This is a genomic window from Clostridium sp. JS66 (genome assembly GCF_033561535.1).
Lineage (GTDB): Bacteria > Bacillota > Clostridia > Clostridiales > Clostridiaceae > Clostridium_AM > Clostridium_AM carboxidivorans.
Window position 1 is genome coordinate 1014209 of record NZ_CP131467.1, and the last position, 13115, is coordinate 1027323.

Genomic DNA, 13115 nt, shown 5'->3' on the forward strand with positions numbered 1-13115 from the left:
TTCAATTTAACATTGAGTATTACAAATAGTAATTTATGGGGGTACTGTATTGTATGGAAATGATTGATATTTATGACGAATTAGGTCAAAAATGTGGTAAGACCGAGGAAAAATACGAGGCTCATAAAAAAGGACTTATTCATAAAGGTGTTTGTGTATGGATTATTAATTCTAATGATGAGATACTACTACAAACTCGAAATAGTCAAGTTATGTTCCCAAATATGATGGATATTTCGTTTTCAGGGCATATCCAAGCCGGTGAAACATCTTTAGAAGCAGCTATACGAGAAGGAAAAGAAGAACTTGGCATTGATTTAGAAATAGATAAACTTCAGTACCTCTTTTCCTGTCGAGAGTATGGGGAGGTTGATGGATATATTGAAAATGAAATAGATGATGTGTTCCTTTATAGAACGGATATTCTTTTAGAGGAGTACTCTTTCTACGATAATGAAGTGAAAGAGGTATCGTATGTTTCACTTGAGAAATTCAAGATAATGGTGGAAACACATTCCACTATGCTTATGCCTTACAAAACACATTATATTTTTTTACTAACAGCCTTGGGTAGGTGGTAAATTTAGTGTATTACGTGGGTTTGATTTCGTACTTACCCCGACAAATTCCAATCTAACATTGAGTATTACAAATAGGAATTTATTTGGCAGGTGATATAATTAAGTTATATTTAATAATAAAATTATAATGTATTTAGGAGTGATGTAAATGCCATATATAACATTAGAAGGTGGAAAATTAACTAAAGAACAAAAAGAAGAATTAATTAAAAGATTAACAGAGGTTTCATCAGAAATAATGCATATTCCAAGTGAATTTTTTCTTACAACTATTAAAGAATTACCCGATGAAAATATTGGAATTGGAGGAAAAACAATCGATAAAACAAAGAAAGAATATATGGATAAGCAACATTAATATGAAGATAAATTCAAAGTTTATGGGAGGCAATATACCAATGAAGTTCATAGATATAGAAAACTGGAATAGAAAAAAACACTATAATTATTTTAAACAACTTGATTACCCTCATTTTAATATTTGTGGAAACCTTGATATTACAAGTTTTTATAGATATATTAAAGAAAATGGGTTGCCATTTTTTATATCAGTTTTATATGCTTCAACAAAAACTGCAAACAACATAAAGGAGTTTAGATTTAGGATAAGAGAAGATAAGGTAATTGAACATGAAACGGTAAGTCCTTCTTTTACTGTAATGACAGAAGGGGAAGTGTTTAGTTTCTGCACATCAAACTTTATAGATGAATTTAAGGAGTTTAAAAACAATACATTAAAGGAAATTGAAAAGGTAAAAAGCAATATTACTATAGAAGATGAAATAGGGCGTGATGACTTGCTGTACATAACCAGTATTCCTTGGATTTCATTTACTAATATCACCCACCCAATTCAGATGAACCCTGTTGACAGCATACCAAGAATATCATGGGGGAAATACTTTGAAGAAGGCGGTAAGATTAAGTTACCACTTTCTATACAAGCACACCATGCATTGGTTGACGGAATACATGTTGGCCAGTTCTTCAGTGATTTTCAAGAAATTTTGTCTAAACCATCAAAGTATCTATAATAGAAATATTAATTTTATGTTAAAGTGATGAATAATAATCTTATTTAACGTAACAACTGAAAAGACGAACTATTTGTTAAAACACTGCATTATTCAATTTTGAATTATGTGGTGTTTTTGCGTCGTAATACAAAGACTATGTTGATGTAATGTAAACTTGATATAAATATATTTTCTGAAAATTATATGCACTAATCTATAAATCTAAATATACGGATGTTCTTTGAAAATCGAATAATGTGGTGTTAAAAATTTCCACAACTTGTGTAAAGTAATGAAAATGTATAGATGTTCTGGTATAATTTTTATAATGATTAAATCTTAGTAGTAAATAATCATGATAGAAGCAAAATAGGGAGAGTATGCTTAATGAAAAAATTTCTTTCACTTGCTGTTATTATAACAACAACGTTACAATTTATAGTTTTACATTTATTTTTTAGTAGTAAGTTTTTGAGTTTTCCATCAATTTTACCAGATATATTATGGATGTTTTCAGCGTTATCAGGCACCTTATTTGGAGCTATATTCTTTAAAATTTATAAAGGAGTAGATAAAACAGCAAAACCTGTAACTTCTATTGTACTTTTTTTCTTAATAGGAGCTCTTTGTATAATTTTTAATTGGGGGCCAATAGTGGTTCTTTTAATTCTTCTTATTTTTAATATATATACAAACATATACAGAGACAGTCAACCTACTTTAAATCTTATAATATCATCCGTATTAAGTACCTATTCAGTCATAATTGGTTCTATTTTGATATTGCTTTACCTTTTGTCTTTGGGCATTTCTAGAATGTAGAACCATTAATACGTGTTTATCTTAATTAAAAGACCTAACTATAAAAGTTAAATAATTTACAATATATACTCTTTCTCAAAACTTTGCTACAAAACTATTATAAATGAAAACAAGAACAAGGCTCTTTGATAATTGAAGGATACGTTATGAAGTATTATCAGTAAATTCCATGTTGTTAAAAATATAGTATAATTTTACAGTGCTTAATTCACTATTTGATGAAATTATGTACAAACCAATAATAAGAAGGAGATAAAACATGAATAACACAAATTTAACTAAAAATCGTGCTAGAATACTTAGTATTGTTGCTATTATAGTTCCTCTAGCTACATTTATTACTATTGTGTTTGGATTCTTCCATGCTAAAACTATTAAGGGTAGTACACCTAGTTTTACACTATTTATGTGTATACTAGGGGTTATTGCAGCTTTTATATCTAAAAAGATGTTTCCTAGTAAGTTGAGTAAAATAAGTTTGATTTTAACTATTGTTTTAACGATATTGAACTTGATACCATTCTTATACTTTATAGTTTTCTTTTCTATTCCATAAGAAATGATTTTATGTCCTATTAAACTAAATTCATTTCTTATGAAAAATTATAATTATAAGATATTTTGAATAAATTGGGGGTACATGATGAAAGACATCTTTTTGATTTTATGGATTATTATATTATTAGGTATAAATTTAAAAGCATACAAGGATTTCAAAAATACTAATTTAAAAGTGAAAAAACATAGTTTTATTTCAGTTGTACTATGTATAGTATTTATAATAATGTTTATTTTATTTAGACTTGTATAGACGTAATTTTCATATAAAGTGTACTTATTGTAAATTTTAAATTTTCTTCTAATTAATTAATAACTTAAAAGAAATTAGTATTGCACAGATTCAGATGGATATGGAGAATTATGAAGAAAGTGAAAAGTTTCTTAAGGAACTGCCTCTGAACCCAATAGATCCAGCGGCATACAATTATAGTAAATTATATATTGAAATTGATCAGAAGAAAACTGCTGCACGATGGTTCAAAACATATGTGGAAGAATTACTCTCTACTAAATATGATCATTAAAGCAATCCTTATTTTGAAAAAATTAAACTGGAGGTTGATCCTGAGGGCCAGAAGATTATTAGAAAAAAATGTTGCAATCAATCATATGAAAAAAACGAACAATTTTTATGAACACTGCATTATTCAAAGCTGAATTCTGCAGTGCTTTTTCGTCGCATAACAAATATTATATAAATTAAAAAAACTTTTTTGGGGGAATAATAAAAGCAAAATACTAAGCGGATGAGGTAATATATGATTGTAAATATGGTATTAGGTTTTATAATTCCATGGATATTTGGAGTAATTCTATATTTTAAAGATAGAAAAATAGTATTAACTATTGCTCCTTTTTCATCAATATTGGCGTATGTAATAAATGAGTTTTGCTTTCATTTCAATTTTTGGAGACTAGTACCTTTAAATATTAATGATGATTATACTTCTATGTCTGTAAACTTAGGATTATATCCTATATTGGGATGTTATTTGATTTACCATATCTCAATAAAAAAGATAAACTCTTATTTAATTATTTTAATTTTTGCAGTAGCTACTACAATGATTGAATATTTGGCGTTTTTATTTAAGTTGGTTACTTACGGAAATGGATGGAATATAGGGTGGACTTTTTTATCATATCTTATTCCATATCTACTAGTATATTGGTACTACTCAAAATTAAAAGTTAATAAGATGTATTAACTTGATAAAAAGTTAAAACACTTTGCCAGATGGGTAAATAGTAGAATTTATAAGTCTTGTAAATGGGAAGAATACATATCTTGGATAAAAGAATAACTTAAAGGTGAGCAGCTAAAAATAGTTTAATTAAATATATAAATTAATGATTATATGTAGATGATATAATATAATTTTCATATAAGCTAGATAACAATTGTAAAAAATGCGTAGTAAAAAGTATTTATATTGGTTTAAATGATTAAGATGTTAAGTTTAGTTGACAAAATTCCAATTTTACTTGGTAGAAAACAATTTTTATTTCAAATATACTGTTATTGAAAGGTAATTTGAAACAAAAGGGTTGGTGATTATTATGTCATTAGGAGAAAAGTTATTGAATTTACGTAAAAAGGCTGGATTATCGCAGGAAGATGTTTCTGACAAGTTAGGTGTATCCAGGCAAACAGTGAGCAAGTGGGAAACTGACCAAACAGTTCCCGAGTTAATTAAAGTGAAACTGTTAAGTCAACTATATAATGTGAGTTATGACTATCTTATTAGCGGAAGTAATCTTGGTGGTGATATTACAAGTATTGAAATGATAGTGGATGAAATTGACTGGACTAGTGCATGGAGTAAGAAATACCCGATTTTAGCCTCCTATCAAGGTAAGCAAGGAATAAATATATATTGTGAAAAGTTATGGAAGTTGTATGATGACTGCAAAAAAGAATTCAATTTTAATGACGAGGACACTGCTTTGGTTTTAAAAGATATTCTTTATAAAAAATTTAAATCAGAAAAAAATAAAACTAAGTAAAATATTTTTAAATGTTGAATAGTTATAATATAAGTTCAAAATTTATTACTGGAATAATAAGTATTAATACAATATATAGTATATATTTACCTCGGAATATTCTTATTTAATGACTTAAATGTAAAAATCAAATAATTTATTTAGGCACCGCATTATTCAAGTTTGAATTTTGAGGTGTTTTTTCTTTAGTTTTTTAAAATTAAATTTAATAATTTATATATTAGAATAAATTATTAATTAGGCATTTCAAAAATTATATTCATGTTAACACTAATAATTGCTTTATCTGAATTATTTTATTTTGAACATTTATCTTTATTTTTTATAAAAAAGTTAACAAAGCTCTCAATAGTAAATTCTTTTAGATTGCTTAAATCATTATTTACTAATTTAAAAAAACAACTTGGAATTTCTCCGGCATTTAGATTCTTCTTTATACAAGGGTCACAACCTTTAGAATGATTGCAAGGATTTAGTTTACAATTTAAATCAGAACAGGTACAAAAATGTTTTGGATCTTCCATAAGGTATTGCTCCTTTCAATAGAGTTAACATGGACAAGATTGAGTATAACAAATTTTAGAAGATTTGACAATGAAATAAAAAGATCATGTAAAAAAGTGTGTTTTATAAAAGAATTATAAGCAATTAGAGTAGAATAAATTTTTGTTCGTAATACAAAGACTATTTGTATCTATTTTAAATTTACGATATATACTCTTTCTGAAAAAATGTGGCATAACTTTCTAAATTAGAAATGCGAACGATGGTCTTTGAAAATTGAATAATACAGTGTGAAGAAGTAAATGAATTGCATTTATTGGGAAGATAATCGCCTTTTATTTGTAAAAGTTATGATATAATTACTATTAATAAAGTTAAAGTAGTAAGTTTTTGTAAAGAAGGTGAAAGAAATGAATAAAGGCAAATGTATAAAGAAGCAAAATATTTTATATTTAAATATATTTGTTGTTTCAATATTATGCTATTTTTATGCGTTATCATTTACAACGTTGGAATTATGGAAACAAGTATTAATTATACTGGCAGCGACTCTCATTATTTTAGTTGTAGAATTTTCAATATTGCATGCATTCAACAATCATATTAAACATAAAAAGTTCAACTGAAAGTAAATTGAGATTAATAATAATATTGATATTTATCATTACAACTAAAAAAAATGAACAATTCACAAAAACACTGTATTATTCAAACTTGAATTGTATGGTGTTTTTCGTCGTATTACAAAGATAAGGTGTACTTATTGTAAATTTAAATATATTTTTTAAAAATAAAATAATGTACTGGAACACCACATTATTCATGTTTGAATTTTGGGGTGATTTTAGTTATTTTTAAGGAAGCTTTGGACAAACTTATCCTCTGCAACCATGGAGTATTTCCCTAGGGGCGTAGCTGATAATCTTATCTAAAGCAAAAGTAGTGATTGGTTAAAAGGCAATCCTTGTATATTAAAGGCACTACTTTAAAAAGTAGCATCTGGATATGGTATAAATTACAGAAGTGCTATTAACTTGAGAAAAGAAGCACTTAGAAAGTCGAGAAAATACTTAAATAATTTATGAGTAATTAAAAAAAATTCCACGTAAGTACTGAAGAAGAAAATAGAAATGATGGCTTTTGAAAATCTAATAATGCAGTGGGTAAAAATGTTTACATGTTTTATGTAATTGTGAAAAATAAGAAAAATATGGTATAATTTTAATGTTAATTAAGTCATAAGTATGGGGTATTATGACAAAAGTCATGTCATAATATGATCATAGACACAATTAAATTTAATTAATACTCAATATACTTATTTGTGTTGGAACAGTTTTACATTTTAATTCTGTGAATAGGCCTATTTATAGAACGCAAATAAAAAATAATACAAATTTTAAATTATTTAAAAAATATAAAGCTATAATGAAAGGTTGCATGCTTAATGAATATTGAAAGTAAAATTAATGTTAAAAATAATACCAGATTTCTAAAGTATACTAAGCGATTTATATTATTTTTAATATGTGCTCTTGTGATTGGATATACTTATCAAAAAGTTGGAGGATATTTAGATAATAAAAAGTATTCACCTCCAGGACAATTAGTTAAAGTAAATGGACAAGATATGCATGTTTTTAGTAAAGGGACTGGAAAACAAACAGTAGTTTTTGCATCTGGAAATGGTGTTTCATGCCCTTATGTGAATTTTTACCCTTTATATAGTGAAGTTTCAAAATATGCTAAAGTAGTGGTATATGATAGACCTGGTACTGGATGGAGTCAAAGTACAAAATCATCAAGAGACATTGACACAATTGTTGATGAAATACATACTGCATTAGAAAAATCAGGACAGAAGCCTCCCTATATTTTTGTTGCACACTCTTTAGGTTCTTTAGAAACAATAAGATTTACACAAAAATATAAAGGTGAAGTTAAAGGTATAGTCTTTATAGACTCTGGGAATCCTGAGTTTTATAAGGATAATCCTTTATCAAGTGCTAATTATGGAACTACAAAACTACTCAAAAACTTTGGAGTTCTTCGTGTATTATTTCAAACAACTAATATGTATAAAACACTAGGTTCGGATAAAAATGGAATGAATTTGATACCGGAAGACCTGCAAAAATTAGACATGGCTATGACATTAAAGAACATTGTAAATGATGATGGGTTAAATGAATTAAAAAATTCTACTATTAATGCAAAAACAGTATTAAAAAATGGAAAGTTAGGTAATATACCTATTAGAATTTTTACATCTCAAAGTAATAGTAATATGTCTCCTGCTTGGGCTAAAAGTCAAATTGAATTTAAAAATTGGTCAAGTGATAGTAAGCAAACAATTGTTAGTGGTTCAAAACATTATATACATTTATATTCTCCACAAATTATAAATCAATCAATAATAGACCTTATAAACGGTAAATAAGATTTGTTGCATTATTGAAATTTAAAGAAAAATCAAAAAAGGGAACAATTTTTAGAAACACTGCATTAGTCAATTTTGAATAATGCAGTGTTTTGCGTCGCATTTCAAAGACTATTTGTATCCATTTTAAATTTACGATATATACTCTTTCTGAAAATTATGTGACATAACTTTTTAAATTATAAATGCGAACGATGGTCTTTGAAAATGGAATAATGCAGTGTTAAAGATACCTATACTTTCTATATAATTGTGAAAATATATTAGGAAACATGATACAATTGTGATATAAATAATATCACAATTGTAGATAGAGACGACGCACCTTGAGGAACAGTACCTTAAAATGTGTTATCTCTTTCTTATGCTGCGATGAAACTGTGATATCATGCATACGTTACCTCAGATTATTAAATAATATAAGTACAATAGAAAGATTTGGAGTGAAGATGATGGAAAAGTATTATATGTTATTTAGGGGTAATAAAATTTATATTAAGTCCAACAAAAGTAGAAAGATTATAGAATATACTTGTTACGCGTCAAATTATTTAAGCTATTCAAAGTCAAATTATTTCAACCTAAATTAAGTAATAATATGGTAAAAATGCAGATTAAATAATCTTACGATAGAAAAAAATATGTAAAAAGTCAAATTAAATCAACCTTTCTTCACAATATCCACAATGTATAAAATATGAAAATTAGACAATTAATATAGGTATAAAAAAACACTGCCAAGTAAGCAGTGTTTAAAATTAAATTGTAAGGTCAATTTCGCTTTGAGCTTTATAAACTATTTCAGCATTAATAGAGGAAAGTTTTTGATTAGCACCAGAAATAAGACACATTCTCGTTAGAGAATTTAAAGGTCTTATAGAGCCATTTGTGGTTGAATACATAAGTTCAAATGCATCATCAGTAAAAATAGGTTCTATGCAGCCTGCGGCTTTAAGCATTGAAATTATGTAGGGTTTACATTCTTCTGGCGTTAGCCCTCGTAAGCAATAATTCATTAAAATTCGCTGGCGCAGCGCTTCATGAATTTGTCTGCTGAGTTGAAGTAAAAAGTTAGGTTGACCTGAAAGAATTAGCATAGCATAATTCTTTGAATCCATATTAAAGTTAAATATAATTCTTAAATCATCAAGGATGGAATTGCTTAAAAACTGACATTCATCTAATATAATGACTGGGGTTATATTTTTACTATGACTATAAGTGTATATAGCTTCCTGTATTTGTTTAAACATAGTAACTTTTTTACAGGCAGGAATTATTCCAAGACCATCACAAAGAGCTCTGTAAAAATCCATGACCGTTAAGGTCGAAATAGGAATATATATACATTTATATAAATTGGGGTTGAGTGAATTTACAAAATAACGGAGTAGGAAAGACTTACCTACTCCGGGTTCACCAGTAAGTACACCAATGCCCAAAACAGATTTTAAAAATTCTAATCTGCTTAATGCGTGATTAAAGTCTTGGAATTTAAAGCTGTGTGTTAAATCAATATTTTTATCAAATGGGTCAAAGGTTAACCCATAAAAAGTTTTATACATAATATCAACCTCCGGTTAGTTAGCTTTAAAGGCAGAAAAATCAACAGAATCATTATTAGATCTTCTAACCTTTGAGTTATCAATTTTTTTTAGTGGGAAAATAGTATCTGTAAGCTTAGCATCTTCAGAGAAGATGTATGCTTTATCAAGTGAAGTAGGATCATAACGAATATTTATTTTTTCTCTTACATACTTTAATGGAACTTCAAATAATTTAGTTCCTATGGATACTGTGGAGTCATTTTTAACAGTACGTTGAACTTTATATAAAAATAAATGATCAAGTTCACTTTTAGAGGAAACAAACCTTAAATTTTCAATATTATTCATATATTTATCAAAGGGTGTAGAATTTATTGATGAATGAAAGGTTTTGTTATAGTGATTAACATAAGTCAATAGAGATTCATTCAAAATGTCTATTGACTTAAAATCACCCCAGTTTATTGAATTCATCCATTGTTTTTGCATTGTTTGAAACCACCTTTCAATTTTACCTTTCGATTGAGGAGAATATGGCCTAGCAAAGCTTAAAATAGACCCAAGTGAAGCACATATAAGTTGAAACTGTTCACTTTTATATATCTTTCCGTTATCAACAAAAACTTTTTTAGGAATACCTTTAGATGCTACCGCATCTTTAAAAACAGCCATAAGAGACAATAAATCATCTTTAAAAAATACTTTACATCCAACAATAAGCCTACTAGCATCATCAAGGAAAGCTATAATATAAGTTTTATATTTTCTGCCTTGAATAGTGAGATAAGGTCCAACAGATACATCAGACTGCCAACATTCATTCGCATATTCAAATTCAAAGGCTCTTCTATCTTGAGGCGCCAGCTTTTGAGGTGCTATATTAGCCTGTTTTATGAATCTAGTTATTGTAGAAAGAGATATATTGTTTTCATTTTCAAATCCTTTGGCAATAACTTCATGATATATATGTTTAGCAGTTTTTTTGGGGGAATTAATTTTGCAGTTTATAATGAACTGCTTTGTTTCTTGCGAAATTTTTCTTGAACAACCTTTGTCATCTCTTGTTTTAGGATATAAACCGTCTATACCATGTTTCCTATATAAGGTTAACCAACCTTTAATTGTAGCCGGAGAATACTCTTTTCTTCCGCCGTTAGGCATAGTATAAGATTTAGCAGCAATTTCTGATAAATATTCTTTAACAGAAGATTGAGTAAAAGTATTAGTGATTATAGGTGCAATTAGAGAGTATCTAAACAGAGCTATTTTTTGGCTTAATTCATGAGATATCATAATTAAATGCCTCCTTCAACTTTGAGTTTATTTTCATTTTTAATTATGTACCTCAATAATCAGCCTTAACCGTTAAAAGTTGTGTGGAAAAATATAAGAACTTCAAAATAAAATTTAAAAGTTGAGACAAGTTTTAAGTAAATAAGCATTAAAAAATAAGAAGTGTTTAATTTGATAAAGGGCAAAAAAACTAAAGCTTCTGTAATTAAGGTTTACAGAAAAAATATTTAGGCATATCTAAGAAAAATCTTAAATTAAAATCATATCTTAAACGTGAAAAATCAGTAATCATTGTAAGTAAATTGGATGGAAAAACATTTTTGGTATCAGGGCAAAATATTTTAAGTTGTGCAAAAAATAGGCGAATAGCCGTTAAAGAAGTTATTAGTCTGCTTTTCCAAAATGATAAATGAGTTTTGTTTATGGATAACATACAATTTATAGAGTTAACAAACTTAATAATTTTGCTAAATGAGTAATTAAATTTAAACATAATAATAAGGCAAGTTAATATAACATGATAGGTGTATTGTCTATAAGGTATTATGAAACTTGGAATAAGAGAGTACGTCTTATGGCATGATTTGCACCTATATCTAATGATAACTACTCTATAAGCTTTGTTAAATGTAATCAAATTTCTATAGTAGAATCCATGTCTATATAGTTTTCCTTCATATCCGCATGCTTCGCATCCATATTTTATGGGAAACCTATTATACTTATTAAGCTTATTATATTTTCTTATGCCGTAAGGCATCTTTATTATTTCTATCACTTTTTTTCAGTCCTATAAAATTTTTTTATATTTTTAAATTATAGTCAGATTAAATAATCTTATTCTTTTTGTGTCAGATTATTTAATCTGACGTAAAAAGAAAGGCTATTATAATTTACTTTTTTTGAACCTGTTATTAAGCAAATAAATTGCTTAATAACAAGTAATTAGGAGAGCTTAAAAAAAGGCTCTCTTTTAATTTATAAAAAAAATAAAATTTTGGAGGATGATTTTTATGTTAAGTGTACAAACAATACAAATAATAATAGCAAGTGGAGTTGTTGGAGGCGTTATAGGTTTTATAGCTGGCATACCTTATTTAAAGAAAAAAGGCATAGATGTATCAAAAGGCATAGATACTGCTAAAGCAGCAGATCCGGTTATAAATGCTGCAAGTACTTTACTACCTAATAATAAAGCTATAGACATATTAAAAACTATAGAGAAGTGGTCAACAATTGCAGTAGGACAGGCACAGCAGCTTTATTACGCAGAAAGTATAGAAAAAGATGAAAGAATATCTACAGCACAAAATGTTGTATATAATGCTTTATTAGAATTAAATATTCCTTTGGATGAAAATAAGAAGAATCTTATTAATGCTGCTATAGAAAATGCAGTTAAGGATTTAGGACATAATAAAACAGAAGATGAACAAATAGCTGAGAAACAAGCATTACAAGCTCAGTTAGCGCAAGTTACTGCAGAAAGGGATTCTTTTAAAAATACAATAGCACAAGTCAATGCTACTACAGCACAAACTACTCCAGGTGACACTACTAATAAGGTAGTTCAGGCTACTACATGCACAGTTCAAAATAATACAGTAACACAATAAGTTTAACCCTAGGTCAAAGGCCTAGGGCTTTTTTATTTAAAAGACTTATTTTTAGTAAATAATGATACACCCCAAGCTATTGCTACTACGATTATTACAACACCTGTAGCTACTATAGATTTTGAGATAAGTATAAGAAAAATTAGTGCTGCTAAAAAAACTTTAATGCTTTTTAGTAAATTTAATTTCACGTTTATCTCCTCCTATTTATCTACTTAACATTATACATTCACCTATTTTCTGATAAGTAAATTATACAATGTAGTACAATAAGTATAAAGCATTACACAACAAAAGACTAGCAGTTTATACTACTAGCCATGTATATATTAGGGAAATTGGATTAAATTATACTACATAATAAATTGTATCCATAGTACATAAAGTTAAACATATTATATGGATTTAGTAATAATTATTTTACTAATTGCACAAATTAAAAGTACCCTCTATTCTACATTACTAAAAATAACATAGTTAACAGAAATTAATGCGAGTCTTACCCTAGGTGTAAAAGCCTAGGGCGTTTTTTTATTACTAAATTACAATAATAGGCACTAAATTAGTCAGCGCCTATTATAAATAAATTTGTTAAGATATGGTTTTAATATATTTTAGCATCAAATAGTAGATTCATTCAATACCCTTAAAATATTATTGAGCAAACAATACAAGTCATAAAGATACATCCTAATTTTAGAATTGTATCTATTCTAACATAACTTTTG

General features: G+C 27.4%; 14 protein-coding genes. 9 read left to right on the forward strand and 5 right to left on the reverse strand.

Annotated elements, in window-relative coordinates; genetic code table 11:
- Positions 1-53 precede the first annotated feature (53 nt).
- The 7 genes from Q6H37_RS04705 (at position 54) to Q6H37_RS04735 (ending at position 4987) form a co-directional block, all read left to right on the forward strand.
- On the forward strand, positions 54-581 hold the full coding sequence (locus tag Q6H37_RS04705) for an NUDIX hydrolase (protein ID WP_318739532.1): 528 nt from the start codon (positions 54-56) through the stop codon (positions 579-581).
- A 148-nt stretch (positions 582-729) separates the two neighbouring features.
- Positions 730-939, forward strand: a complete 210-nt coding sequence (gene dmpI, locus Q6H37_RS04710; RefSeq protein ID WP_318739534.1) for a 4-oxalocrotonate tautomerase DmpI — start codon at positions 730-732, stop codon at positions 937-939.
- A 40-nt stretch (positions 940-979) separates the two neighbouring features.
- A complete protein-coding gene (locus tag Q6H37_RS04715; protein ID WP_318739536.1) occupies positions 980-1615 on the forward strand; it encodes a chloramphenicol acetyltransferase in 636 nt (211 codons plus the stop codon).
- 369 nt (positions 1616-1984) lie between these two features.
- Positions 1985-2419, forward strand: a complete 435-nt coding sequence (locus tag Q6H37_RS04720; RefSeq protein WP_318739537.1) for a hypothetical protein — start codon at positions 1985-1987, stop codon at positions 2417-2419.
- Positions 2420-2678: 259 nt separating this feature from the next.
- On the forward strand, positions 2679-2975 hold the full coding sequence (locus Q6H37_RS04725; protein ID WP_318739539.1) for a hypothetical protein: 297 nt from the start codon (positions 2679-2681) through the stop codon (positions 2973-2975).
- A 763-nt stretch (positions 2976-3738) separates the two neighbouring features.
- Positions 3739-4188: a hypothetical protein gene (locus Q6H37_RS04730; RefSeq protein WP_318739542.1), complete on the forward strand. Its 450-nt coding sequence runs from the start codon at positions 3739-3741 to the stop codon at positions 4186-4188.
- Between the two features lie 352 nt (positions 4189-4540).
- Complete coding sequence (locus tag Q6H37_RS04735; protein ID WP_318739544.1) at positions 4541-4987, forward strand: helix-turn-helix transcriptional regulator; 447 nt, start codon at positions 4541-4543, stop codon at positions 4985-4987.
- A gap of 296 nt (positions 4988-5283) precedes the next feature.
- Here Q6H37_RS04735 and Q6H37_RS04740 read toward each other — a convergent pair whose 3' ends face one another.
- Positions 5284-5511, reverse strand: coding sequence for a DUF6485 family protein (locus tag Q6H37_RS04740; RefSeq protein ID WP_318739546.1), 228 nt, complete (start codon positions 5509-5511; stop codon positions 5284-5286).
- A 1427-nt stretch (positions 5512-6938) separates the two neighbouring features.
- Between Q6H37_RS04740 and Q6H37_RS04745 the strand changes: the two genes are divergently transcribed.
- A complete protein-coding gene (locus Q6H37_RS04745) occupies positions 6939-7931 on the forward strand; it encodes an alpha/beta hydrolase (RefSeq protein WP_318739548.1) in 993 nt (330 codons plus the stop codon).
- 758 nt (positions 7932-8689) lie between these two features.
- Here Q6H37_RS04745 and Q6H37_RS04750 read toward each other — a convergent pair.
- The 3 genes from Q6H37_RS04750 to Q6H37_RS04760 form a co-directional block, all read right to left on the reverse strand.
- A complete protein-coding gene (locus Q6H37_RS04750) occupies positions 8690-9496 on the reverse strand; it encodes an ExeA family protein (RefSeq protein ID WP_318733562.1) in 807 nt (268 codons plus the stop codon).
- A gap of 15 nt (positions 9497-9511) precedes the next feature.
- Entirely contained in the window at positions 9512-10771 is a 1260-nt protein-coding gene (locus Q6H37_RS04755; RefSeq protein WP_318734736.1) for a DDE-type integrase/transposase/recombinase, read from the reverse strand.
- Positions 10772-10976: 205 nt separating this feature from the next.
- Positions 10977-11531 carry a DUF6431 domain-containing protein gene (locus Q6H37_RS04760; protein WP_318742904.1) on the reverse strand — a complete coding sequence of 185 codons (555 nt, stop codon included), beginning with the start codon at positions 11529-11531 and terminating at the stop codon, positions 10977-10979.
- A gap of 253 nt (positions 11532-11784) precedes the next feature.
- Between Q6H37_RS04760 and Q6H37_RS04765 the strand changes: the two genes are divergently transcribed.
- On the forward strand, positions 11785-12387 hold the full coding sequence (locus Q6H37_RS04765) for a hypothetical protein (protein WP_318739550.1): 603 nt from the start codon (positions 11785-11787) through the stop codon (positions 12385-12387).
- Between the two features lie 32 nt (positions 12388-12419).
- On the opposite strand, the gene Q6H37_RS04770 is transcribed toward Q6H37_RS04765, so the two are convergent.
- Positions 12420-12578, reverse strand: coding sequence for a hypothetical protein (locus Q6H37_RS04770; RefSeq protein WP_318739552.1), 159 nt, complete (start codon positions 12576-12578; stop codon positions 12420-12422).
- Positions 12579-13115: the final 537 nt, after the last annotated feature.